This is a genomic window from Rathayibacter sp. VKM Ac-2803, assembly GCF_009807175.1.
Taxonomy (GTDB): domain Bacteria; phylum Actinomycetota; class Actinomycetes; order Actinomycetales; family Microbacteriaceae; genus Rathayibacter.
In genome coordinates this window covers 3,079,182-3,103,402 of sequence record NZ_WUCD01000001.1, presented here as the reverse complement: position 1 = coordinate 3,103,402, position 24,221 = coordinate 3,079,182, and the positions used below count along the sequence as shown (strand labels likewise).

The following is a 24,221-nucleotide window of genomic DNA, read 5'->3' as shown; positions in this document are numbered from 1 at the left end:
TCGTCGCTGTACCAGCCGCCGGTGCGGCTCGTTCGTCGTCCACCGGGCTCCGTCCTCTCGGCGCGTCGAGTCCACGAGGGGCCGCAGAGGCGTCGTGCGCGGGGCCGCGGCCCTCGACACTCCAGAAGCGAGCGGCGGTGCTGTTCTGGGGGTACGTGGGCGCGCGGATCCGCCGTCGGGGGCGACCGCCCGCTGACAGGATGAGCGAGCACCCCCTTCACGACGCGACCCGCAGCCGATCGCGTCGTTCCGCCTTGCCGCGGGGCCACGCCTCCGCAGCTTCCCGACGACCGGAGCACCTGTGAACCGCGACATCTCCTCCGCATCGCCGTCGATGCCGACCCGCCGTTCCCTTGTGCAGGCCGCGGGGTGGACGGCGCCGGTCGTGGTCGCCGCGGTGTCGGCGCCGGCTGCCGCCGCGTCGACCACTGCGCCCAGCCTCCTGGTCTACTGGACGTTCGTCGAGGCCGAGTTGAAGGTCGGAGAGTCGACCGCCATCCAGTTCGGTGCTGTGCTCACCGAGGGGGAGGTGTTCACCGGCTCCATCTCGTTCCTCGCCTCCGCCTACACCGACCCGGACGAGGTCCTCGCGACGATGACGGGGGTCGGCGACATCGGCGGCGACCCCGGCTGGAGCTACACCCAGGTCGGGCCGGACCTCCTCCTCTCCTTCACGGGTTCCTTCGACGCGAGCGCCGCGACCACCGGGTACCTCGGCGACTCCGGCACCGGGAGCCGGGTCGACATCGACACCGATGGCAGGTACGTCGACACCTTCACCAGGACGGTCCTCGTCACGAGTCCCGAGGGGGTCGAGGTCGCCGTCTCGGCGCCGGAGCAGGCGTACTGGGGAACGGACGGAGAAGGAGCGCCGGACGACGGCGGCGACCCGTCGACCGCTCCGACCCTCTCGGTCAGCTGGGGCCTCTACGACTCCGTCCTCCCCGTCGACGGGACGACCAGCCTGGATGTGACGTTCTCGGTCGCCGAGAACACCGAGTTCACGGGGTCGTTCACAGCGTCCCTCTCCGCGGCGGTCGGTCCCGAGGCCGGCCGCGCCGCGTTCAGCGCTTACGGAGACTTCGACCGGGAGGGTTGGACCTGGGAGACCCAGTGGCCCGACCTGGTCGTGACGTGGAGCGGGACGATCGCTGTCGACGAGACGATCACGGCGACGCTGACCGGTGAGAGCGCCGGCGTCGCGGTCGACACCAGCGGGCAGTACATCGAGACGGAGGTGGGGGCGACGATCACGACGGAGTCGGACGCTCTTGTCGAGATCACGTCTCCGCCCGGGCTCTTCGTCTGGGGGTCGGACGGAGACGGTGCACCGCAAGAGGAGGAGCCGAGTGACGGCGAACCGGGGAACGAGGAGCCCCTCGACGGGGAGCTGGACTGACCACTGCTGTCGGAGCGCCGGGTCCTCCGGAGCGATCGCGACGAGGTCCTCCATCGCTCCCGATCCGCTCGACAGCGGCACCACGGCGGGCGGTCTCCACCCCCGCCCCGTGCCGGCGACGATTCGGAGGCGATCGCCCCCGTGATCAACCGGCGCACGTGGCGGGCATGACCTCGGTCCATCGGGGCGGGGTCCTCCAGGACCTCCACCAGACGATGGTGCACGGCACGGCTGTCGGGACGTGACAGGCGTCCACGCTGGAGAGACGCGCTCGTCGACCGAGTCCGGGGTACGGCAGAGCGTCGGGGGGCCGGACCCCGCACCGCCTGCTTCCTCGGAGGCGGGAGGAGCCGGCGTCCGGATCGACGGCATTGCGGACCTGTCCGAGCACGGGCGGGCTCGGTACGCGGATCTCCTCGACCGTCTCGGGCAGTAGAGCCTCCCCCCGGAGCGTTCGCTCCCGCCTGAGAGACCGGGATGTGAACGTCAGTTGAGCAGGTCTCCGATGATCCAGCTCGAGAGGCCGACGAGAGTCGCGATGGCGACCACGACCCGGGCGATGAGGCGGCGGGTCGAGCGACTGATCGCCTCCGAGGTGCGGGAGGAGCGGCGCAGCGGGCGGACGTACGCGGCGGGCACGTCGTAGCGCTCGGTCGCGGGCCCGAGCACGGGCAGCGTCACCGCTGGCCCGTCCACCCAGTGCGCGGGCAGCTCGGAGGCGCGCGCCGCCTGGAGCGTCAGCTCGGCCTTCAGGGGCGAGCTGCGCAGTGCGGCGTAGGCCGTCGCCGTGAGCCCGAGCCCCTCCAGATGGCGGACGGTGGGCGCGAAGTGCGGCGAGGTGCCGGGCGAGAGCTCGCCGACACGGGCGCCATTCAGTCGCACCTCGATCAGCTCGCTCGGGAGCAGGTGCAGCGTCACCAGGACGAGGGCGCGGCCCTCGACGATCCCGGTCAGCTGCGCGAAGTGCTCGTCCTCGCGCTGCACCTGCAGCCCGCGACCCCAGGGCAGCACGGAGTAGCGCGACGTCGGGGGCTGGTTGACCGGCACCACGAGGTCGGGCGCCGGCAGTGCGAGTCGGAGGGACGCCCGCAGCCCCTGCTCGCCGCGCTCGACCCGGAGGCGCGCGCCCGTCACGGGGACGACTCCGCTCGCGACGATCCGGTCGATAGCGGGCCGGTAGGCGATCGCGTCGGGGAGGTAGCCGATCACGCGGCCCCGCGCGCGGACCGAGATCGCGGGGGCTCCAGTGGGATGGTCGGGCTCGGGGACCAGCTCGACCTCGAGCGACTCCTCGACCACCTCGGCGGCGCGCAGGGGCCTACCGAGGACGTCGGCGATCTCCTCGATCCGCTCGGCCTCGTCGATCGCGTCGACGGTCGGGGTGCCGTCGGCGTTCGGGAGGCGGAGGACGGGACGCGACTCGGCGCGCGACGGCGGGCGATCGGCGGCGGGCATGCGGTCCTCGGTCCACCGGGTGCCGTCCCACCAGCGCATCGCCGCGCCCTCCGGATACCAGCCCGCCGGAGCGCGTCGATCCTCGTCCACCGGCTCCCCGTTCTCTCGGCCGATCGAGTCTACGAGGCGCTTGAGGGCACATCCGATTCAGCGAAAGTTGCGGTAGTCGCGTGCGACTACCGCAACTTCTGAGGAGTCGAGGGCTCAGAGCGCCGGGTCGTCCTCGGCCGCGTCGTCCGGCGCGATCGCCGCGCGCTGCTCGACGGCGCCCGCGCAGGGCCTCGTCGACTGCTCCGCGACCGAGGTCGCGTCGATGAGACCGCGGACGTAGTGCGCGTGGCCCCGGTTGATCGGGTCCGGATCCTCGAGGACCTCGGAGAGTCGGCGGAGCGAGGCACGGGTCGCGAGGCTCGACATGGCGTTCAGGCTAGGGCCCCCCGAGCGGGGACGGTAGAGGCGATCCGCGCCAGACCCCCCGCCTAGGCTCGGGGGCATGACCCGACTCGATAGCGCCGTCGTCCTCGTCCTCGGAGCCTCCGGTGGGCTCGGCCGGCTCATCGCCGACGAGCTGGAGGCGCGCGGCGCCCGAGCCGTCCGCTCCGGACGAGACGCGGACGCGCTGGGTTCCGAACCGCTGGTCGCCGATCTGCGCGGCGAGGAGGCTCCGCGGCGGCTGATCAGCGAGGTGCTGGCGCGGCACGGTCGTCTCGACGGCGTAGTGGTCGCCTCCGGTGTCGTCGCCTTCGGCCCGTCGACCGAGCTCGATCCCGCGGTGCTCGAGGAGCTCGTCGAGGTGAACGCACTCGCACCGATCCGGCTGCTGACGGCCGCCTTCGAGGCGCTGTCGCAGTCGGCGACGGCCGGGCGCGAGCCGTTCGCGGTCACGATCAGCGGAGTGGTCGCCGAGGCTCCCACCGCCGGTCTCGCCGCGTACTCCGCGTCGAAGGCCGCCCTGTACTCGTTCGTCAGGGCGTCGGCGCGTGAGTACAAGCGGGCGGGCGTCCTGCTGCTCGACGCTCGGCCCGGCCACACCGAGACGGAGCTGTCGACGCATCCGCTCGCCGGCTCGGCCCCGAGGTTCGGCGCTGGGCACTCGCCGGCGTCGGTCGCCGGCCGCATCGTGGACGCGATCGAGGCCGGCGAGACGGACCTGCCGCCCGCCGCGTTCTGACGCCGGCGACCAGAGGTGTGGAGGTGACGAGCGGCGCTCCTCCACAGCGGGCGATGAACGGGAGCCGTCCCCACGCGGGGCGGATTCGCCGATGCGGCCGCGCTCTGCTCGGCAGGATCGGCGGATGGGAATCAGATACTACGCATACGCTTTCGACGCCGATCGGACCGAGGCGGCACTGGCCGATCCACGGAGCGTGATCGGCGACGATCCGCTGGCGTATGCCTGGGGCATGCCCCACGGTGCTGCGATGGCGGTCACGAACTTCGAGCAGTCCTTGCCGGAGCGGGACATGGTCCACCTGGACAAGGCCTGGTCGCCGTTGCAGGCGCTGACCGCTGCTCGAGCGCCGGGCGGGACTCCGCGCCCGGCCCACCGGATGTTCGAGGGCCGGGTGACGCCGAACGGGTACGGCTGGATTCCGTGGATGCGGGCTCTCGTGCCCGAGGAGATCGCGGAGATCGCGGACGACCTCGTCGAGCTGCAACAGGTGTTCGACGCCGGAGATCCGACGAAGGACGACGCGGAGTACATCTCCCGCTTCCTCGACAGAGCAGTGAGATTCACGACCGAGGTGGCTCGGTCGAAGCGCGGACTCGTCTACTACATCGGCTAGCGACGCTCAGGCCGTGGCGAACCGCTTCGCCGAGCGCTCGCGCGCCTTCGCCGCCTCGACCTCGCGGTCCTTCGGCGGCACCGTCGCCACGAGGTCCTCGAGGAGGTGACCCGTGACGTGCGCGATCTCGGCGACGGCGCGGTCGAACGCCTCCTGATTCGCCTTCGACGGCTTGGTCGTGCCGCTGATCTTGCGCACGTACTGGAGTGCGGCGGCCTGCACCTCCTCGTCGCTCGCGGAGGGCTCGAAGTTGTGAAGAGTGTGGATGTTCCGGCACATGCGACGAGGGTACGTCCGGCCGCCCACATCCGCGAGGGACACCCGCCGTTCACCGGCGCGTCGCCCGCCGGCTCTAGCGTCTCTGCGTGCCTGCCTTCTCCGACTCCTCTCCGCAGCCCCTCTCCGCGCTTCACCCCGAGACCGAGCTGATCCCCACACCCGAGCTCCTGCGCACGCTGACTCCCGAGGACGCCCGGGATCTCGTCGTGCTCGACGAGGACGACGACGATCCCGTCCTGCTCCGCCGCGACGGCACGCAGATCGACACCTGGCGCGAGGGCTACCCCTACGACGAGCGGATGTCGCGCGAGGAGTACGAGGCGGGCAAGCGCCTCCTGCAGATCGAGCTGCTGAAGCTGCAGAACTGGATCAAGAAGAACGGCCGCCGGCTCGTGGTCGTCTTCGAGGGGCGCGACGCCGCGGGCAAGGGCGGCACGATCAAGCGCTTCACCGAGCACCTCAACCCGCGCGGAGCCCGCGTGGTTGCGCTCGAGAAGCCGACCGAGCGCGAGGGCACCCAGTGGTACTTCCAGCGCTACGTCTCGCACCTCCCCGCCGCGGGAGAGATCGTGCTGTTCGACCGCTCCTGGTACAACCGCGCCGGCGTCGAGCGCGTGATGGGGTTCTGCACGCCGGAGCAGTACGACGAGTTCATCCGCCAGACCCCGCTGTTCGAGAGCATGCTCACGGGCGACGGGATCGACCTGGTCAAGCTGTGGTTCTCGGTCTCGGCGGAGGAGCAGCGCACGCGCTTCACGATCCGCATGATCGACCCGGTGCGGCAGTGGAAGCTCTCGCCGATGGACCTCGCCTCGCTCGACAAGTGGGGCGACTACACGGCGGCGAAGGAGGCGATGATGGCCGCGACCGACACCTCCGACGCGCCGTGGACGATCGTCAAGAGCAACGACAAGAAGCGCGCGAGACTCGAGGCGATGCGCTACGTGCTGAGCCTCTACGAGTACGACGGCCGTGACGACGAGGTCGTCTCGCCGCAGGGACCGGACCCGCTGATCGTCGGCTCCGCGTCCGAGGTCTACGAGCGCGGCGAGCACGTCGCGACGGCACGGTAGTGCCGGCCGGGGGGCGGCGGTACGACAGGGGGGAGCGCGGAGTGGAGGACAGGGAGCACGGCCTCGACCTGCCCGGCGTGCATCTGCGCTGGCTGGCACTGGAGGAGCAGAGTCTCGACCCCGAGTCGCTGCTGCCTCTCCTGACGGCGCTCGAGTGCGAGCGCTACCGGAGCACGGTGTCGGCCGCGATCGCGGAGCGCTTCGTCTTCGGGCGGGTGCTGCTGCGGCTGCTGGCGGCCGAGCTGACGGCCGGGGATCCGACCGCGATCAGCGTGGTGGCGCGCTGCGCGAGCTGCGGAGGGCCGCACGGCCGCCCGGCACTCGAGGGGCCCGATGCGGCGCTCGCACGGCTGTCGGTGAGCATCGCGCACTGCGCCGGTGCCGTCGTGGTCGCGGCGAGCAGCGCGGGGACCGTCGGCGTCGACATCGAGCCGGTCGAGGGGCCGGCCGATCGGGGCGCCCGCATCACGCAGGTCGCCGGGGCGCCGTTCTCGATGGGAGCGATGCGGCCGGCCGACCCGATCCTGCACTGGACGCGGGTCGAGGCGGCGCTGAAGGCCGACGGCCGCGGGCTCGAGGTCGACCCGCGCCGGGTCCGGATCCACGAGTCGCGTCTGTCCGCGGAGGCGCGGATCGACCAGGCGCGCTACCGGCTGGCCGAGCCGCAGCTCGACCCGGCGTTCCGCGTGAGCGTCGCGCTCGGGCCGATCGAGGGGCGGAGCGTCGGGCCGATCATCGGCTGGCGCCGCGAGGACGCCGATGCGCTGGCGGAGTCGCTGGTGCCGGCGGGCGGCCGTTAGCAGGCGTCAGCGAGCGGTCGGCAGCGCGGGCAGCGCCTCGTCGAGCAGCCACGCGTCGAGCAGGTCGTCGACGCCGTCGGTCAGCTCGGCGCAGAGCTCGCGGAAGTCCTCGTCGGTGACGGTCGCGGAGGCGTGCCGTGACGCCCACGCGCGCAGCAGCGCGAAGAAGACGGCGTCGCCCACCCGGAGGCGCACCGCGTGCAGCGTCAGCGCACCGCGCTTGTAGACGCGGTCGTCGAAGAGCGCAACCGGGCCGGGATCGCCGAGCACGAGGTCCTGCGGCTGGGAGCGCAGGAGCGCGTGGTGGCGCCGGGCCAGCGTGTCGGCGGACGGGCCGCCCGACTCCTCCGACCACAGCCACTCGGCGTAGCAGGCGAAGCCCTCGTTGAGCCAGATGTGCCGCCAGCTCGCGATGCCGACACTGTTGCCGAACCACTGGTGGGCGAGCTCGTGCGCGATCAGCCGCTCCGAGCCTCCGCGGCCGTCGGCGTGGTTCGCGCCGAAGATCGCCATGCCCTGCGCCTCGAGCGGGATCTCGAGCACGTCCGCCGTGACGACCACCGTGTAGCGGGCGAACGGGTAGGGGCCGAAGACGCGCTCGAAGAAGGCGATCATGTCGCTGAGCGGAGCGAAGTCGCGGGCCACCCGGAGGGCCAGCGCGGCCGGGCGGGCGATGCTCACCGCGACTCCCGCCAGGATGCGGTCCTCGATGACGTAGCGGCCGATCTGCACCGAGGCCAGATAGGTCGCGGTCGGCTCGCGCTGCTCGTAGAGCCACGTCCGCCGGCCCGAGCGCCCGCTGGTCTCGAGGAGCACGCCGTTCGCGAGGGCCGAGTAGCCCTCCTCGGCGGTGATGCGGATCCGGTACGGCGCCTTCTCGGCGACGTCGTCGTTGCAGGGGAACCAGGTCGACGCGCCGGAGGGCTGCGAGGCGACGAGCACGCCGTCGGCGAGCTCCTCCCAGCCCAGCTCGCCCCAGTGGCTGACGCGTGGCCCGGGGTGGCCGCCGTACTCGATCTCGAGCACGAACGACTCGCCCGCCTCGAGCGGCTCGGCGGGCGTGATCCTCAGCTTGTGCGCCGTCTGCTCGGTGCGCGCCTTGCGCCCGGCGACGCGAGCGCGGGTCACCCGCAGGCGGCTCAGATCGAGTGAGAAGCGGCGCAGCGGCTGCAGTGCGACGATCTGCAGGGTCGCCCGAGCGGCGAGCCGGTTCGTCGCGACCCGGTAGTCGAGGTCGAGGTCGTACGACTCGACGCGGTAGCCGGTGTTGCCGATACCGGGGAGGTACGGGTCGCCGGCGGTCTCGAGTCCTGTCTGCGCGGGGCTCACGCGACGGGCGCGTGGTAGTCGCCGACGCGCACGTCGCGCCACGGTCCGATGGGGTTGCCGCTCCAGCGGCTGCCGGCGGGCACGAGCTCGCCGCGCATGACCAGGGAGGCGGGCCCGACCGTGCCGTGCGCGGCGATGCGCGCCGCGGGCAGGATCACGCTGTGCGGGCCGAGGGTCGCACCGGGGTCGAGACTCACGAGATCCATGCTCATGATTCGATCATGGAACAGGTGCGTCTGCACGACGCAGCCCCGGTTCACGGCCGCTCCGTCGCCGAGTTCGACGAGATCCGCCTCCGGGAGCCAGTAGCTCTCGCACCAGACGCCGCGCCCGATGCGCGCGCCCAGGCTGCGCAGCCACCAGACGAGCGCGGGAGTGCCGGCCGCCGCGTGGGCGAACCAGGGAGCGGCGACCATCTCGGTGAAGGTGTCGGCGAGCTCGCTGCGCCAGACGAAGGACGACCAGAGCGGATGCTCGCTCGGCCGCACGCGCTGGATCAGCAGCCACTTCGCCGCCGTCGAGACCGCCGCGGCCACCGCGCCCGCGACCAGCAGGACCAGGCCGCCGAGCAGGGTCGTCACGATCGCACCGACCGTCTGCACCAGCGCGAGCAGGCTCACGACGACTCCGAAGCCGATCGCCACCGAGACGACGACCGGCACGAAGCGCAGCAGCTCCCAGACGATGCGGGCGATGCGGAGCCGCGTGGCGGGGCGGAACGTGCGCGCCGACTCCGCCTCGACCACGGTCCGTCGCAGGCGCACCGGAGGCGAGCCCAGCCACGACGAGCCGGCCTTCGACTTGCGCGGTGCCGACGAGAGCACGGCGACGAGGCCGCCCGCGGGGACGGTGTGCCCGGGGGCCGCCATCCCCGAGTTGCCGAGGAACGCGCGCTCGCCGATCTCGGCGCGGGCCAGCCGCATCCAGCCGCCGCCGAGGGCGTAGGAGGCGACCAGGGTGTCGTCGGCCAGGAACGCGCCGTCGCGGATCGTCGTCATCGCGGGCAGCAGAAGCACGGTCGAGGCCTCGACGTCGCGGCCGACCTTCGCTCCGAGCAGGCGCAGCCAGACCGGGGTGAACAGGCCGGAGTAGAGGGGGAAGAGGAGCGTGCGCGCCTGATCGAGCAGGCGCTCGGTCGACCAGACCTGCCAGCCGATCCGCCCGCGCACGGGATAGGTGCCGCGGTCGACGCCGAGCCCGAGGAGGCGGACGAAGGCAACGACGAGCGCGGCGAGCACGAGGCCGGTGACGAAGACGGCGGGGACGAGTGCGGCGAGGGCGCGCGGCACCGCCTCCGCGAGACCGCTCGATCCCTGCGTGACGATCGCGACGACTCCGGTGCCCGCGCCGAAGGCGAGGACTGGGACGGCGGCGAGACCGACGGCTGAGACGCCGTACGCCCACACCCAGGCAGTGCGCTTCGGCGGCCGCTCGGCGGGGAAGCCGGCATTGGCCTTGCCGAGGCGCTGGGCGGGGGAGCCGCCCCAGCGCTGACCGGCGGGCACGCGGCCGAAGACGGCCGAGCCGGCTTCGATCTGCGCGTTCTTGCCGATCCGGGCGCCGGGGAGCAGCGTGCTCCGAGCGCCGACGGTGCTGCCGGCGCCGACGCGCACGGCGCCGACGCGGACGACGTCGCCGTCGATCCAGTAGCCCGAGAGGTCGACCTCGGGCTCGATCGCGGCCCCGCGACCGAGTGTGAGCATGCCGGTCAGCGGCGGGAGCGAGTGCAGGTCGACGTCGTCGGCGATGCGGGCCCCGAGCGCGCGGGCGTAGTAGGCGACCCAGGGCGCTCCGGCGAGGCTCACCGCGCCGAGCTGGTGCGCGATCTGCTCCGCCAGCCAGAGCCGGAGGTGCACCCCGCCGCCGCGCGGATGATCGCCGGCGCGCACGCCGCGCAGCAGCAGCCGGGCCGCGACGACGGTGAGGCCCATCCGCCCGAACGGAGTGCAGAACAGCGCGAAGGCGGGGATCAGCACGGCGAGCCAGACGGTGGGCAGCCAGTCGAAGCCGGGCAGCAGGTCGAGGATCGCGGTCACCGTGAGGATCGCGGTCAGCCAGCGGGCGCTGCCGAGGACGAGCAGCGGGGCGCCGAGGAGGGTCTGCAGCACGCGCATGCGGCGGGGGACCGGGGCGATGCGGTGGTCGGAGACCTCGGAGAGTCCGGTCGCGCGGCCGGTGATCTCGGACGCCATCGCTGCGAGCCGCGGGTGGGCGTAGACGTCGGCGACGGTGAATTCGGGATCGCGCTCGCGGATCCGCGCGACCAGCTGCGCCGCCGCGAGGGAGCCGCCGCCGAGATCGAAGAAGTTGGCCTTCTCGTCCACGGGGACACCGAGCACCTCGCGCCAGCGCGCGGCCAGCCAGGCGGTCTCGGGGTCGAGGGCGGAGTCGTCCTCGGTACCGCCCTCGAGCGGCCACGGCAGCGCGGCGCGGTCGACCTTGCCCGACACGCGCGTCGGCAATTCGGCGACGACCGCCAGGAGGGGTACGAGAGCGGCCGGCAGCTCCTCTCGGAGCCGCGCGAGCGCCGCATCCCGGTCGAGTGCGCGCCCGTCGGGCAGGGCGAGGTAGCCGACGAGCACCTGGTTGCCTGCGCTCGTCGTGCGGACGGCAGCGGCGGCTCCGGCGACTCCGGGAAGCGCCTGGAGGGCGGCCTCGACCTCGCCGAGCTCGATGCGGCGGCCGCCGAGCTTGACCTGGTCGTCGGCGCGGCCCTGGAAGACGAGCCCGGCGCTCTCGAACCGCACCAGGTCGCCCGAGCGGTAGGCACGGTCCCAGCCGAGGGTCGGAGCCGGGGCGTACTTCTCGGCGTCCTTGGCGGCGTCGAGGTAGCGGGCGAGCCCGACTCCGCCGATCACCAGCTCGCCGACCTCCCCCTCGCCGACGCGCGCGCCCTCGGCGTCGACGACGGCGAGGCGCCAGCCGTCGAGGGGGAGGCCGATGCGCACCGGACCCTCGCCGCCGAGCGGGGCGGCGCAGGCGACGACGGTGGCCTCGGTCGGACCGTAGGTGTTCCAGACCTCGCGGCCGTCGACCGCGAGGCGCTCGCCGAGCTCGGGCGGGCAGGCTTCGCCGCCGAAGATCAGCAGACGCACGTTCTCGAGCGACTCCGCGGGCCAGAGGGCGGCGAGGGTCGGGACGGTCGAGACGACCGTGATGCCGTGGGTGGTCAGCCACGGGCCGAGGTCCATGCCGCTCCGCACCAGCGAGCGCGGGGCGGGCACCAGGCAGGCGCCGTGGCGCCAGGCGAGCCACATCTCCTCGCAGGAGGCGTCGAAGGCGACCGAGAGACCCGCCAGCACGCGGTCGCCCGGGCCGAGCGGCTCCTGCTGCAGGAAGAGCCGCGCCTCGGCGTCGACGAAGGCGGCGGCCGACCGGTGGGTGACGGCGACGCCCTTCGGGGTGCCGGTCGAGCCCGACGTGAAGATGATCCAGGCGTCGTCGTCGAGGGTGGGCGGCTGCAGCAGCGGGATCGAGGCCGTGCTGGGGTGCGGCGCCGAGCCGGCGAAGAGGCGGGTGGGCTCGCCCTCGCTCCGTTCGAAGCGCCCCGAGCCGGTGATGACGCCGACGACGGCGGCCTCGCCGAAGACGAGCTGCGCCCGCTCCTCCGGGTCGTCGGCGTCGACGGGCACGTAGGCGGCGCCGGCGGCGAGGATCGAGAGGATCGCGAGGTACAGCTCGCGGGAGCCGCTCGCCATCCGGACGCCGACCCGATCACCGCGGCGGACTCCGGCGGCGGTGAGCTCGCCGGCCGTGCCGACGACGCGGGCCAGGAGCTCCCGGTAGCTCAGCGCACCGGCCGGGTCCTCGAGGGCGGAGGCGTCGGGGTGCCTCTCCGCGGTGTCGCGGAGGACGTCCACCAGCGTCCGCGGAGGCGTCGCGAGCGCTCCGGCGTCGAGGAGGTCCTGAGGATTGCCGGTGCTCGTTCCACCCACGTGTCGTCTCCGTTCCGGACCCGCGATCCGACGCGGCGACCGGGGCGTCACCGTAGAGCGGCCCGGTGTCGCGGAGGTGAACAGCCGCCGATCGCGCCGAACCGCCTCCGCGCTCGCGGCAGCCTAGTGGCCGACGGGCAGCGGAGCGTCCGACTCGGCCGGGCGTCGTACGAAGAAGGCCGCGATGATGGCCGCCGTCGCGATGGATGCACCCCAGACGAACGCGGAGTGGATGCCGCCGGCCGTCGCGACGACCTGGTCGGCGCCGTCACGGGCCAGTGCGGCCGACTGGATCGAGAGCACGGTGACGAACAGCGCTGTGCCGGCCGCGCCTCCGAGCTGCTGGACCGTGCCGATGATCGCGCTGCCGTGCGAGTAGAACCTGGGCCGGACGGAGCCGAGGCCCGCCGTGAAGAGGGGAGTGAAGACGAACGCGAGGCCGAGGCTCAGCACCACGTGCAGCGCGAGGATGAACCACGAGGTCGAGTCCTCGTCGAGCGTGGTGAAGCCCCACAGCGCGGTGGCGACGACGATCGAGCCGGGCACGAGCAGCACGCGCGGGCCGAACCGGTCGAACGCGCGACCGACGAACGGCGCGAGGAGCCCCATCAGCAGCCCACCCGGGAGCAGCAGCAGGCCCGTCTCGAGCGGGGTCAGCCCCAGCACGTTCTGCGTGTAGAGCGGCAGCAGGATGAGCGTGCCGAACAGCGCCGACATGCTGATCGCCATCATGACGATCACGATCGTGAAGTTGGCCGAGGTGAAGGTGCGCAGATCGAGCAGGGCGCGGTCGGTCTTCTGAAGCGAGAGCTGGCGCAGCACGAAGCCGAGCAGGCCGACGGCCGCGACGACGAACGGCACCCATGGGGCGACGATCGCGTCGCCGCCCTCGCTGAGGCTGCTGAGGCCGTAGACGAGGCCGCCGAAGCCGAAGACCGAGAGCACGATCGAGAGCGCGTCGATCGGGATCGAGCGGGGCTCGGTGACGTTCTCGACCTTGCGGAGCCCGAGTAGCAGCGCGCCGATCGCGATCGGCAGGACGATCCAGAACATCCAGCGCCAGCTGAGGAAGTTGAGGATGACGCCCGAGATGGTGGGCCCGACCGCGGGGGCGACCGAGATCACGATGGAGATGTTGCCCATCATCCGGCCCCGGATCGCCGGCGGGACGAGGGTCATCACGGTCGTCATCAGCAGCGGCATCATGATCGCCGTGCCGCCGGCCTGCACCACGCGCGCGGCGAGCAGGACGGCGAAGCTCGGTGCGAGCGCGGCCGACAGCGTACCGATGCTGAAGAGGGTCATCGCGGCGGTGAACAGCGTGCGCGTGCTCAGCCGCTGGATCAGGTAGCCCGTGATCGGGATGACGACCGCCATCGTCAGCATGAACGCCGTCGAGAGCCACTGGCCCACGTGCGCCTCGATGCCGAAGTCGGCCATGAGATCGGGCAGGGCCACGCTCATGATCGTCTCGTTGAGGATGACGACGAACGCCGACACCAGCAGCAGGCTGATGACGAGGCGGCTCTTGGGGTCGAGGGCCGTCGACCGGTCGGGGGCGGCGGGCCGCGTGTCGGTGAGGGTGCGCTCGGTCACAGGTGAGTCTCCGGTCGTGGGGGGATCGTCGTGAGGGGGCGCATCGCCTGGCTGGACGTCGATGCGACGAGTGGTACGAGGCTCAGAACACTGCCGGGCACCTCCGACATTCCCGAACGGCCGACATCCGTCGAGCATCCGGCGTGTCGGGAGCCTCAGCCCGCGAGCACCGCCGCGAACGCGTCGGCCGCCGCCTCCGCCTCGGGGAGCGTCGACTCCGCGCCGAAGCTGAAGCGCACGGCCGTCTGCGCCATGACCGGCTCCAGCCCGAGCGCCAGCAGCACGGCCGACGGTTCGTCGCGACCCGCCGCGCACGCCGAGCCGCTGGACACGACGACCCCGCGCTCCTCCAGCGCCAGCAGGATCGACTCGCCGCTGCGCCCCGGTACGACGTAGGAGGCGATCGAGGGGAGGCGGTGCGCGGCCGATCCCGTCGGCACCGCCCGGGGCGCCAGCGCCGCCACCCGTGCCGCGAAGGCGTCGCGGACCGCGGCGATCCGGGGTGCGCGCTCGGCGTCGACGAGCCGCACCGCCGCTCCGAGCGCGACCGCGAACGCGACGTTCTCGGTTCCCGAGCGCCGCTCGCGCTCCTGCCCGCCGCCGTGGACGAGCGGTTCGAACGGCAGGCGGCTCCGCAGCATCAGCGCGCCGACCCCCTTCGGCGCACCGAGCTTGTGTCCCGAGATCGAGACGGCGTCGGCGCCGAACGCCGTCAGGTCGAGCCAGCCCGCCGCCTGCACCGCGTCGACGTGCAGCGGGATGCGGTGCTCCCGGCAGAGCGCGGCGACGGCGGGGACGTCCTGCACCGTCCCGATCTCGTTGCTGGCCGCGACGATCGAGACCAGCGACGTGTCGGGCCGGAGGAGCGCCGCCAGAGCCGCGAGGTCGAGCCGCCCCGAGGCGTCGACCGGAGCGACCGACACCTCGAAGCCGTGCAGGCGGCGGAGGTGGTCCACCGACTCGACCGCGGCCTCGTGCTCGATCGCCGAGACCACCACGTGCCGCCCGCGCGGGTCGCCGAGCGCGATGCCCTTGACGGCCGTGTTGATCGACTCCGTCCCTCCCGACGTGAAGAGCGTCTCGGAGGCGCGCCCGCCCAGGAAGGAGGCCACGCGTCCGCGCGCCTCCTCCAGTGCCCGGGCGGCCGAGTCGCCGAGCGAGTGGCTGCTCGACGGATTGCCGTACTCGCTGGTCAGGAACGGCCACATCGCCCCGAGCACCTCGCGCCGCACGGGGGAGGAGGCCGCGTGGTCGAGGTAGATCACGCCGGCGCCGAGGACACGGCGATGTCGAGCCCGAGGTCGAGCGAGCGGACGCTGTGCGTCAGTGCGCCGACCGAGATCACGTCGACCCCCGCTTCGGCGATGGCGCGGACCGTCTCGAGGTTGACGCCTCCGCTCGCCTCGACCACGGCTCGGCCGCCGATGAGCGCGACGCCCTGCGCCAGTTGCTCGGGCGTGAAGTTGTCGAGCATGATCGTGTCGGCACCGCCCGCGATCGCCGCCTCGACCTGGTCGAGCCGGTCGACCTCGACCTCGATGTGCGTCGTGTGCGAGACCGTCGCGCGTGCGGCGCGCAGGGCGGTGGTGAGGTCGATTCCGCGCTCCGCGAGGATCGCGAGGTGGTTGTCCTTGGCGAGGATCGCGTCCGAGAGCGAGAAGCGGTGGTTGTACCCGCCGCCGCTGAGCACCGCGTGCCGCTCGAGGGCCCGCAGCCCGGGGGTGGTCTTGCGGGTGTCGACGATCCGCGCACGCGTGCCCTCGACCGCGGCGACGTAGCGCGCGGTGAGCGTGGCGATGCCGCTCATCCGCTGCACCAGGTTGAGGGCGACGCGCTCGCCGCGCAGCACGCCGCCGGCCGGCCCGTCGATCCGGGCCAGCACGGCACCGGTGTCGAAGCGCGCGCCGTCCTCGGCGATGTCGGCGATGCGGATCCGCGAGTCGGCCTGCAGAAAGGTGCCCAGCAGCACCGCACCGCCGCTGAAGATGCCGGGCTCGCGGGCGACCAGCTGCGCCGACGCCGTCGCATCCGGAGGGATCAGCGTGTCCGAGGTGAGGTCGCCCCAGGGCGCGTCCTCCTCGAGGGCGAGGGTGACGAGGCGTTCGATGCTCTGACGGGTCAGCACGTGACGGCGACCTTTCTCGTGCCGGCGACGCGGTAGGCGGTCGCGGAGGTGTCGGGGTGGTCGGTGCGGTGGTGGGCGCCGCGCGATTCGGCGCGGGCGAGGGCCGCGTCGATCAGCGCGAGCCCGGCGGTGCGGAGGTTCGCGTTCTCGAGCGTCTCGAGCGTGAGAGTAGTGGGAGCGCCGGCGGAGAGCGCGTCGCGCGCCTCCTCGAGCCCGGCCGCGTCGCGGGAGAGCCCGGCGCCCGTCCACATCGCGGCCTGCAGGGCCGCGCGGTCGAGTGCGACCGGCACCACGGTCCGGGGCTCGCCGGCGACGGAGGCGGCGACGGCCGCCCGATCGAGCGCCGCGGCCGCGCGCCGGGCGAACACCGCGCCCTCGAGCAGGCTGTTCGACGCGAGGCGGTTCGCCCCGTGCACCCCCGTGCAGGCGACCTCGCCCACGGCGTACAGGCCCGGGAGGCTCGTCCGCCCGTCGAGGTCGGTCGCGATCCCGCCCATCCAGTAGTGCGCGGCGGGGGTCACGGGGATGAGGTCGTCGGCCAGCGAGAGCCCGCCCGCGCGGCACGCGGCCGAGATCGTCGGGAACCGGCGCGCGAGAACCTCAGCGGGGATCGCCCGCGCGTCGAGATGCACGGGCAGCCCGCCCTGGAGGCGCATCCGCTCGGCGATCGCGCGCGCCACGACATCCCGCGGAGCCAGCTCGGCGTCGGCGTGCACCGCCGTCATGAAGCGCTCGCCCGAGGCGTCACGCAGCACGGCGCCCTCGCCGCGCACCGCCTCCGAGACGAGGAACCCGCTCGCGAGCGCCGTGGGGTGGAACTGGTAGAACTCGAGGTCCGCCGTCTGCGCCCCCGCGCGGATCGCCGCAGCGAGTCCGTCCCCGGTCGCGACGGCCGGGTTGGTGGTGTGGCGGTAGAGCCGCCCCGCCCCGCCCGTGGCGAGGACCACGGCGTCCGCGTCGATGCGCTCGACCCGTCCGTCGCGCAGCAGGTCGACTCCGGTTACCGCATCGCCCGGCCGCACGAGGTCGACGAGCGCGGTGTGCTCCCGCATCGTGACACCGGAGGCGGCGCGCACCGCCGCGACGAGGGCAGCCTCGATCGCGGCGCCGGTCGCGTCGCCTCCGGCGTGCAGGACCCGCGGCCGCGAGTGCGCCGCCTCGAGCCCGCGAGCGAGCTCGTCGCCGTCGCGGTCGAAGCCGACGCCCCACTCCCGGAGGGCGGCGACGGCCGCCGGCCCCTCACCGCAGAGCACCTCGACGGCCGAGCGCGAGCAGAGCCCGGCTCCCGCAGCGAGGGTGTCCTGGATGTGCAGAGCGACGGAGTCGGCGGGGGAGGTGACCACCGCGATCCCGCCCTGCGCGTAGCGCGTGTTCGACTCCGCGAGCTCGCCCTTGCTCACGAGAACGACCTCGTGCCGGCGCGAGGCCAGCAGCGCGGTGACGAGTCCGGCGATGCCGCTGCCGACGACGACGACGCGAGACACGTCAGGCCGCCGCGACGGGGCCGGTGGGCGGCACGGCGGCGAGCATCCGCTCGAGGGCGACGCGCGCCTCGGCCTGCACGGAGTCGTCGACGCTGATGCGGTTGAGCACGCGACCCTCGACGAGACCCTCGAGCACCCAGGCGAGGTAGCCCGGGTGGATGCGGTACATCGTCGAGCAGGGGCAGACCACGTCGTCGAGGCAGAAGATCGTGTGCTCGGGGTACTGGGCCGCGAGGCGCTGCACGAGGTTGATCTCGGTGCCGATCGCGAAGGTGGTGCCCGCGGGCGCCGCCTCGATCGCCTTCACGATGTAGTCGGTCGAGCCGTACTCGTCCGCCGCGTCGACGACCGCCATCGGGCACTCCGGGTGCACGATCACGCGGACGCCCGGGTGCTCGAGGCGCGCCTTCTCGATCTGCGCGACCGTGAAGCGCTTGTGCACCGAGCAGAAGCCGTGCCAGAGGATGACCTGCGCGTCGAGCAGGGTCGCGGTGTCGGAGCCGCCCTGCGGCTTCCGCGGATTCCACATCGGCATCCGCTCGAGCGGCACGCCCATCGCCTTCGCCGTGTTGCGGCCGAGGTGCTGGTCGGGGAAGAAGAGGACCCGCTGCCCGCGCGCGAACGCGTCCTCGAGCACCGTGGCGGCGTTCGAGGAGGTGCAGACCACGCCGCCGTTGCGCCCGCAGAAAGCCTTCAGAGCGGCGGAGGAGTTCATGTAGGTCACCGGGACGAGCGGCACGCGGCCGTCGGCGTCGGGCTCGGTGCCGTAGAGCTCGGTCAGCTCGGCCCAGGCGTCCTCGACGGAGTCGATGTCGGCCATGTCGGCCATCGAGCAGCCGGCGGCGAGGTTCGGGAGGATGACGGCCTGCTCCGGACGCGACAGGATGTCGGCCGTCTCGGCCATGAAGTGCACGCCGCAGAAGACGATCGCCTCGGCGTCGGGGCGGCCCTTCGCCGCCTTCGCCAGCTGGAACGAGTCGCCCACGAAGTCGGCGTACTGCACGACCTCGTCGCGCTGGTAGAAGTGCCCGAGCACGACGACGCGGTCGCCGAGGGTCTCCTTCGCCGCGAGGATGCGGCGGTGCAGCTCGTCGGCGCTCGCCGCGGTGTACTCGTCGGGCAGACGGCCCTGCACCGGCGCCTCGGCCGGGATCGGGTCGGCCTGGGAGGCGCCGGGGCCGTAGGCGGGGAAGCCGAGGTCGAACGACCAGGGTGCGTCGGCGAGCTCGGGGGCGCAGGTCGCGCCGGGGGCTCCCCGCTCGATGAGCTGGATGGTGCTGTCGACCGATGTCACGGTGTCTCCTCGGATGGTGCGGACTGACGGGGCTCTCAGACGGGGAGCGGACCGTTGTCGACGAGTGCCACTGACCCGTCGTAGCGGTAGAGCCGGGGCGGACGGTGACGGGTGCCCGTCAGGCGCTGCTCGGTCGGAACCACGGTCTTGGAGGCCTCGATCGTGCGGCGGAAGTTCGCCGGATCGAGGGGCTTCTGGAGCACGGCCTCGTGCACCTCGCGCAGCTGGGCGAGCGTGAACGTCTCGCCGAGGAAGGCGTGCGCGATGCGGGAGTACTCCATCTTGTTGCGGAGCCGCCAGAGCGCGTACTCGACGATCACGCCGTGATCGAAGGCGAGCTCGAGGGGCAGGTCGGTGCAGAGCCAGGTGACGTTCTCGCCGACGATCGCCTCGTCCGCCTCCGAGGTGCGCACGAGCGCCCAGTAGACGATCGAGACGACGCGGCGCTCGCCGGGGGAGCGGTCGGTGCCGCCGACGGCGTAGAGCTGCTCGAGGTAGCGGGGGCCGAGGCCGGTGGTCTCGCGGAGGGTGCGGCGGGCCGCCTCCGCCAGGTCCTCGTCGGGGCGCAGGGGTCCGCCGGGCAGAGCCCAGAGCCCCTCGAACGGCTCGCGGATCCGACGCACGACCGGGATCCACACCGTGCTCGCACCCGTCACGGGGTGCGGGCGCAGCGCGAAGATCACGGTCGACACCGCGAGCTGCGGCTGAGCGTCTGTCTCCACGGGGTGTCCCTACTAAAAGTCGTCGTGACCCTAACTGCTGGAATGAGCTTAGTGTCATCCGGACCCGAACACCAAACGCCGTGCGCCCGCGCCGCCGCCCCCGCTAGGCTGACCGCACAACCGAATACCGGGCCGCATACGCGACGCGGGAGAGCCGACTCCGGTCGGCACCGAAGGAGCAAGCCTCCCCGCCAATCTCTCAGGTCTTGTACCGCGTCGAACTGGCCACTCTGGAAAGCGATCCGATCCCGGGATCCGCCGATGGTGAAAGCGCTCAGTCCTCGCGGACGGCGCGAATCTCTCAGGCACCGCGACAGAGGGGGAGTTCCCACGGCACTGCTGTGCCTCGCACCATCGACCTGTGCGGGCGCGTGCGCAGCACTGCGACGAAATGGAGAACTCCCATGTCCCCAGAGAACCCCGAAGAAGCGACCGGCGCCCCTGAGACCGGCGGCATCGCGATCGACTCGCCCGACGCCACCGCGCCGAGCACCGAACCGCGCTACTCGCCCCTCCACGAGGTGCACGTCGCGGCCGGCGCGTCCTTCACCGACTTCGCCGGCTGGCAGATGCCGGTCCGCTACTCCGGCGATCTCGCCGAGCACCACGCCGTCCGCACCGCGGCCGGACTCTTCGACCTCTCGCACATGGGCGAGATCCTGGTCGTGGGCCCGGAGGCGGTGGACGCCCTCGACTACGCCCTCGCGAGCGATCTCTCCGCCGTCGCCGTGGGACGTGCCAAGTACACGCTCCTCCTCGACCGCACGGGAGGCGTGATCGACGACCTCGTCGTGTACCGCACCGGCGAGGACCGCTTCATGGTCGTCGCGAACGCCGCCAACCGCCACGTCGTCGCCGAGCAGCTCCGCGACCGCACCGCGATGTTCGAGTGCGAGCTCTTCGACGAGAGCGACGATGTCGCGCTGATCGCGCTGCAGGGGCCCCGCTCGCTCGAGATCCTGCAGAACGTGCAGGGCCTGGCGATCGAGACCGAGCGCGGAGCGGAGTCGGTGCTCGACACCGACGACGCCGCGCGGCTGCTCGAGGAGCTCCGCTACTACCGGGCCGTCCCCGGCACCTTCGAGGCGCACCCCATCCTGATCGCGCGCACCGGCTACACCGGCGAGGACGGCTTCGAGATCTACGTCGCGCCCGAGACCGCGCCGTCGCTCTGGCAGGCGCTCGCCGAGACGGGAGCGGGCGCAGGCCTTGTCCCCGCCGGCCTCGCCGCGCGCGACACCCTCCGGCTCGAGGCGGGCATGCCGCTCTACGGGCACGAGCTCTCGCGGGAGGTCTTCCCCGCGCAGGCCGGGCTCGGCCGCGTCGTCGCCCTCGGCAAGCCGATCGACTTCGTCGGACGCGCCGCGAGCGAGGAGGGGCCCTCCGGCGAGGCCCCCGTGCTCGTCGGCCTGACCGGCGAGGGCCGCCGCGCCGCCCGCGCCGACTACCGCGTGTACGCCTCCGACGACGCGACCGACCCGATCGGGGTCGTCACGAGCGGCGTGCTCTCGCCCACCCTCGGCGTCCCGATCGCGATGGCCTACGTCGCCCCGACCCAGGCTCAGCCCGGCACGACTCTCTCCGTCGACATCCGCGGCAGCCGCCTCCCGATGACCGTCACCGCCCTCCCCTTCTACTCGAGGAAGAAGATCTGACATGGCCGTTCCGTCCGAACTGCAGTACACCTCCGATCACGAGTGGATCCTCGTCGACGGGGACACCGCGACCGTGGGCATCACCGCCTACGCCGCCGACAAGCTGGGCGACGTCGTCTTCGTCGAGCTGCCTGACGCGGGCTCCCGCGTCGAGGGCGGCAGCGTCGTCGGAGAGATCGAGTCGACGAAATCCGTCGGCGAGCTCTTCGCGCCCGTCGACGGCGAGGTCCTCGAGACCAACTCGGCCGTCGTCGACAGCCCCGAGCTGGTCAACTCCGACCCGTTCGGCGAGGGCTGGCTGATCAAGGTGCGCTTCGACGCGCTGCCCGACGGCCTCCTCGACGCCGCCGCCTACGACGCACTGGTCGGAGAGTAGATGTCGGCGCTCCGCACCCCGTCCGAGTTCGAGTCCCGCCACATCGGGACCGACGCCGACGCCCAGCGCACCATGCTCGCGGCGCTCGGCTACGACTCCGTCGACGCGCTGGTCACCGCCGCCGTCCCCGAGTCGATCCGGGTCCGCGACCTCGATCCCGTGCTGCCCGCCCCCGCGACCGAGACGGAGGCGCTCGCCGAGCTCCGCGCGCTCGCGTCGCGCAACACGGTGCGCCGCCCCCTGATCGGCCTCGGCTACCACGGCACGCACGTGCCCGCGGTGATCAAGCGCAACGTCCTCGAGAACCCGAGCTGGTACACGGCCTACACGCCCTACCAGCCCGAGATCTCGCAGGGCCGCCTCGAGGCGCTGATCAACTTCCAGACCATGGTCTCCGACCTCACCGGGCTCGACACCGCTGGCGCCTCGATGCTCGACGAGGGCACCGCCGTCGTCGAGGCGATGCTGCTGGCCCGCCGCGCCTCGAAGGCGCGCACCGACGTCTTCGTCGTCGACTCCGACGCCCTGCCGCAGACCCTCGCGCTGCTGCGCGGCCGGGCGGAGGCGGTCGGCATCCGCATCGTCGAGCTCCCGCTCTCCGAGACCCCGGCCGATCAGATCCCGGAGGCGTTCGGCGCACTCGTGCAGTACCCGGGCGCCTCAGGACAGCTGTGGGACCCGTCGGCCGTCCTCGCCGCCGTCAAGGACCACGGCGGTCTCGGGATCGTCGCCGCCGACCTCCTCGCGCTCACCCTCGTCCGCTCGCCGGGCGAGCTCGGCGCCGACGTCGCTGTCGGCACCTCGCAGCGCTTCGGCGTGCCGATGGGCTTCGGCGGACCGCACGCGGGCTACCTCGCCGTCCGCAAGGGACTCGAGCGCCAGCTCCCCGGCCGCCTGGTCGGCGTCAGCCAGGATGCGGCGGGCAACCCCGCCTACCGCCTCTCGCTGCAGGCGCGCGAGCAGCACATCCGCCGCGAGAAGGCGACCTCGAACATCTGCACCGCTCAGGTGCTCCTCGCCGTGATGGCGGCGATGTACGCGGTCTACCACGGCCCCGACGGGCTCGCCCGGATCGCGGAGCGCGTGCACACGCACGCCGCGCTGCTGGCACGCGTGCTGGTCGACGCCGGTCACTCCCTCCGCCACGGCGCCTTCTTCGACACCGTCGCGGTCGTCGTGCCGCACGGCGCGGAGGCGGCCGTCGCCCGGGCCCGCGACGCCGGCTTCGACGTGCGCCTGGTCGACGCCGACACCGTCGCCGTCTCGATCGATGAGACCGTCACCGCCCAGGAGGTGATCGCCGTCGCCACCGCGATCGGCGACCTCGACCCCACCGCCGGCTTCCTCGGCGCAGCGGCTCGCCGCATTCCGGAGGCACTCGAGCGCGCGACGCCGTTCCTGGTGCACCCGGTCTTCAACACCCACCGCAGCGAGACCTCGATGATGCGCTACCTCAAGCGACTCGCCGACGCCGACTACGCGCTCGACCGCGGCATGATCCCGCTCGGCTCGTGCACCATGAAGCTCAACGCCGCCAGCGAGATGGAGGCCGTCAGCTGGCCCGAGTTCGCGAACCTGCACCCGTTCGCGCCCGAGTCCGACGTCGAGGGCTCGCTCGCCCTCATCGACCAGCTCGAGCGCTGGCTCGCGCACCTCACCGGCTACGACTCCGTCTCGCTGCAGCCCAACGCGGGATCGCAGGGCGAGCTGGCGGGCCTGCTCGCGATCCGCGGCTACCACCGCGCGAACGGCGACCTCGAGCGCACTGTCTGCCTCATCCCCTCGAGCGCGCACGGCACGAACGCCGCCAGCGCCGTGCTCGCCGGCATGAAGGTCGTCGTCGTCGCCTGCGACGAGCTCGGCAACGTCGACCTCGACGACCTGCGCGCCAAGATCGCCGAGCACGCGGCGGGCCTCGCCGCGCTGATGATCACCTACCCGTCGACGCACGGCGTCTACGAGCACGAGGTCGCCGAGATCTGCCGCCTCGTCCACGAGGCCGGCGGCCAGGTCTACGTCGACGGCGCGAATCTCAACGCCCTGCTCGGCTTCGCCCGCTTCGGCGACTTCGGCGGAGACGTCTCGCACCTCAACCTGCACAAGACGTTCTGCATCCCCCACGGCGGAGGCGGCCCCGGAGTCGGCCCCGTCGCCGCCAAGGCGCACCTGGCGCCGTTCCTGCCCGGGCACCCGCTCGCGCAGCGCCTCGAGCACGCCGTCGGCCAGGAGGGCGGGACCGTCGTTCACGGCGGCGCTCCCGTCTCGGCCGCCCCCTACGGCAGCCCCGGCATCCTCCCGATCTCGTGGGCGTACGCCCGCATGATGGGGGAGGAGGGTCTGCGCGCCGCCACCGGCGCGGCCGTCCTGTCGGCGAACTACGTGGCCGCGCGCCTCCGCGAGCACTACCCGGTGCTCTACACGGGCGACAACGGTCTCGTGGCGCACGAGTGCATCCTCGACATCCGCCCGCTCACCGCGGCCACCGGAGTCACCGTGGACGACGTCGCGAAGCGCCTCGTCGACTACGGCTTCCACGCGCCGACCATGAGCTTCCCCGTCGCCGGGACGCTGATGGTCGAGCCGACCGAGAGCGAGGACCTCGCCGAGATCGACCGCTTCATCGACGCGATGATCGGCATCAAGGCTGAGGCCGACCGCGTGGGCGCGGGGGAGTGGCCGGTCGACGACAACCCGCTCCGCGGCGCCCCGCACACCGCCGAGTGCCTCGTCGCCGAGGAGTGGACGCACCCGTACTCGCGCGAGGAGGCGGTCTACCCCGTCCGCTCCCTCGTCCGCGGCAAGTACTGGCCGCCCGTCCGCCGCGTCGACCAGGCCTACGGCGACCGCAACCTCGTCTGCGCCTGCCCTCCCATCGAGGCCTTCGCCTGATCCGAGGGCTCTGGCCCCGCACA

At 72.8% G+C, this 24,221-nt stretch carries 19 protein-coding genes and 2 riboswitches; of the genes, 8 read left to right on the top strand and 11 right to left on the bottom strand.

The genetic code is table 11. From position 1 onward, the window contains the following. Window positions 1-301 precede the first annotated feature (301 nt). Window positions 302-1,399 carry a hypothetical protein gene (locus GRS96_RS14495; RefSeq protein WP_159988821.1) on the top strand — a complete coding sequence of 366 codons (1,098 nt, stop codon included), beginning with the start codon at window positions 302-304 and terminating at the stop codon, window positions 1,397-1,399. A 486-nt stretch (window positions 1,400-1,885) separates the two neighbouring features. Here GRS96_RS14495 and GRS96_RS14490 read toward each other — a convergent pair whose 3' ends face one another. After that, on the bottom strand, window positions 1,886-2,944 hold the full coding sequence (locus GRS96_RS14490) for a DUF2510 domain-containing protein (RefSeq protein ID WP_159988820.1): 1,059 nt from the start codon (window positions 2,942-2,944) through the stop codon (window positions 1,886-1,888). Window positions 2,945-3,058: 114 nt separating this feature from the next. After that, window positions 3,059-3,271: a hypothetical protein gene (locus GRS96_RS14485; RefSeq protein WP_159856465.1), complete on the bottom strand. Its 213-nt coding sequence runs from the start codon at window positions 3,269-3,271 to the stop codon at window positions 3,059-3,061. A 76-nt stretch (window positions 3,272-3,347) separates the two neighbouring features. On the opposite strand from GRS96_RS14485, the gene GRS96_RS14480 reads away from it, so the two are divergent. Continuing rightward, window positions 3,348-4,025: an SDR family NAD(P)-dependent oxidoreductase gene (locus tag GRS96_RS14480; protein WP_159856463.1), complete on the top strand. Its 678-nt coding sequence runs from the start codon at window positions 3,348-3,350 to the stop codon at window positions 4,023-4,025. Between the two features lie 250 nt (window positions 4,026-4,275). Then, complete coding sequence (locus GRS96_RS14475) at window positions 4,276-4,641, top strand: hypothetical protein (RefSeq protein ID WP_204162093.1); 366 nt, start codon at window positions 4,276-4,278, stop codon at window positions 4,639-4,641. Window positions 4,642-4,647: 6 nt separating this feature from the next. Here the strand turns inward: GRS96_RS14475 and GRS96_RS14470 are convergent, their stop codons facing one another. After that, window positions 4,648-4,920, bottom strand: a complete 273-nt coding sequence (locus GRS96_RS14470; RefSeq protein ID WP_159856459.1) for a DUF2277 domain-containing protein — start codon at window positions 4,918-4,920, stop codon at window positions 4,648-4,650. Window positions 4,921-5,066: 146 nt separating this feature from the next. On the opposite strand from GRS96_RS14470, the gene ppk2 reads away from it, so the two are divergent. Together ppk2 and GRS96_RS14460 are read left to right on the top strand one after the other, a co-directional pair. After that, window positions 5,067-5,993, top strand: coding sequence for a polyphosphate kinase 2 (gene ppk2, locus GRS96_RS14465; protein ID WP_159856940.1), 927 nt, complete (start codon window positions 5,067-5,069; stop codon window positions 5,991-5,993). A 41-nt stretch (window positions 5,994-6,034) separates the two neighbouring features. Continuing rightward, window positions 6,035-6,793, top strand: a complete 759-nt coding sequence (locus GRS96_RS14460; protein ID WP_159988818.1) for a 4'-phosphopantetheinyl transferase family protein — start codon at window positions 6,035-6,037, stop codon at window positions 6,791-6,793. A 6-nt stretch (window positions 6,794-6,799) separates the two neighbouring features. Here the strand turns inward: GRS96_RS14460 and GRS96_RS14455 are convergent, their stop codons facing one another. The 8 genes from GRS96_RS14455 to GRS96_RS14420 all read right to left on the bottom strand — a co-directional run bounded on the left by GRS96_RS14455 (window position 6,800) and on the right by GRS96_RS14420 (window position 19,278). Then, a complete protein-coding gene (locus GRS96_RS14455; protein ID WP_204162092.1) occupies window positions 6,800-8,122 on the bottom strand; it encodes a M1 family metallopeptidase in 1,323 nt (440 codons plus the stop codon). Next, entirely contained in the window at window positions 8,119-12,057 is a 3,939-nt protein-coding gene (locus tag GRS96_RS14450) for a Pls/PosA family non-ribosomal peptide synthetase (protein ID WP_235021974.1), read from the bottom strand. Before GRS96_RS14450 ends, GRS96_RS14455 begins: the two co-directional genes overlap by 4 nt. Window positions 12,058-12,180: 123 nt before the next feature. After that, window positions 12,181-13,653 carry a DHA2 family efflux MFS transporter permease subunit gene (locus GRS96_RS14445; RefSeq protein ID WP_236553633.1) on the bottom strand — a complete coding sequence of 491 codons (1,473 nt, stop codon included), beginning with the start codon at window positions 13,651-13,653 and terminating at the stop codon, window positions 12,181-12,183. Between the two features lie 155 nt (window positions 13,654-13,808). Further along, window positions 13,809-14,918, bottom strand: a complete 1,110-nt coding sequence (locus GRS96_RS14440) for a cysteine desulfurase family protein (protein ID WP_159988816.1) — start codon at window positions 14,916-14,918, stop codon at window positions 13,809-13,811. Further along, window positions 14,915-15,778 (bottom strand): carboxylating nicotinate-nucleotide diphosphorylase, encoded by an 864-nt coding sequence (gene nadC / locus GRS96_RS14435; RefSeq protein ID WP_159988815.1) that lies wholly within the window; start codon window positions 15,776-15,778, stop codon window positions 14,915-14,917. The genes GRS96_RS14440 and nadC overlap by 4 nt, the downstream gene beginning before the upstream one ends. Further along, the gene (gene nadB / locus GRS96_RS14430) at window positions 15,772-17,262 is read right to left on the bottom strand and encodes an L-aspartate oxidase (RefSeq protein ID WP_159988814.1); all 1,491 of its coding nucleotides are present in this window, start codon (window positions 17,260-17,262) and stop codon (window positions 15,772-15,774) included. The genes nadC and nadB overlap by 7 nt, the downstream gene beginning before the upstream one ends. A 1-nt stretch (window position 17,263) precedes the next feature. Next, window positions 17,264-18,556: a quinolinate synthase NadA gene (gene nadA, locus GRS96_RS14425; protein WP_159856449.1), complete on the bottom strand. Its 1,293-nt coding sequence runs from the start codon at window positions 18,554-18,556 to the stop codon at window positions 17,264-17,266. Between the two features lie 35 nt (window positions 18,557-18,591). Beyond that, a complete protein-coding gene (locus tag GRS96_RS14420) occupies window positions 18,592-19,278 on the bottom strand; it encodes an NUDIX hydrolase (RefSeq protein ID WP_159856447.1) in 687 nt (228 codons plus the stop codon). 136 nt (window positions 19,279-19,414) lie between these two features. Beyond that, a riboswitch (glycine riboswitch) is annotated at window positions 19,415-19,502 on the top strand. Between the two features lies 1 nt (window position 19,503). Then, a riboswitch (glycine riboswitch) is annotated at window positions 19,504-19,602 on the top strand. 80 nt (window positions 19,603-19,682) lie between these two features. Between GRS96_RS14420 and gcvT the strand changes: the two genes are divergently transcribed. The 3 genes from gcvT to gcvP are packed head-to-tail and all read left to right on the top strand — an operon-like array spanning window position 19,683 to window position 24,198. Then, window positions 19,683-20,933, top strand: coding sequence for a glycine cleavage system aminomethyltransferase GcvT (gene gcvT, locus GRS96_RS14415; RefSeq protein WP_159988813.1), 1,251 nt, complete (start codon window positions 19,683-19,685; stop codon window positions 20,931-20,933). A gap of 1 nt (window position 20,934) precedes the next feature. Continuing rightward, window positions 20,935-21,309: a glycine cleavage system protein GcvH gene (gcvH, locus tag GRS96_RS14410; protein WP_159988812.1), complete on the top strand. Its 375-nt coding sequence runs from the start codon at window positions 20,935-20,937 to the stop codon at window positions 21,307-21,309. Next, window positions 21,310-24,198, top strand: coding sequence for an aminomethyl-transferring glycine dehydrogenase (gcvP, locus tag GRS96_RS14405; RefSeq protein WP_159988811.1), 2,889 nt, complete (start codon window positions 21,310-21,312; stop codon window positions 24,196-24,198). Window positions 24,199-24,221 lie beyond the last annotated feature (23 nt).

Bases quoted from the DNA above. Each gene is read 5' to 3' on its own strand.
- gcvP (WP_159988811.1), top strand. From the start codon at position 21,310: ATGTCGGCGCTCCGCACCCCGTCCGAGTTCGAGTCCCGCCACATCGGG.
- GRS96_RS14485 (WP_159856465.1), bottom strand. From the start codon at position 3,271: ATGTCGAGCCTCGCGACCCGTGCCTCGCTCCGCCGACTCTCCGAGGTC.
- GRS96_RS14480 (WP_159856463.1), top strand. From the start codon at position 3,348: ATGACCCGACTCGATAGCGCCGTCGTCCTCGTCCTCGGAGCCTCCGGT.
- GRS96_RS14475 (WP_204162093.1), top strand. From the start codon at position 4,276: ATGGCGGTCACGAACTTCGAGCAGTCCTTGCCGGAGCGGGACATGGTC.
- GRS96_RS14470 (WP_159856459.1), bottom strand. From the start codon at position 4,920: ATGTGCCGGAACATCCACACTCTTCACAACTTCGAGCCCTCCGCGAGC.
- gcvT (WP_159988813.1), top strand. From the start codon at position 19,683: ATGTCCCCAGAGAACCCCGAAGAAGCGACCGGCGCCCCTGAGACCGGC.
- gcvH (WP_159988812.1), top strand. From the start codon at position 20,935: ATGGCCGTTCCGTCCGAACTGCAGTACACCTCCGATCACGAGTGGATC.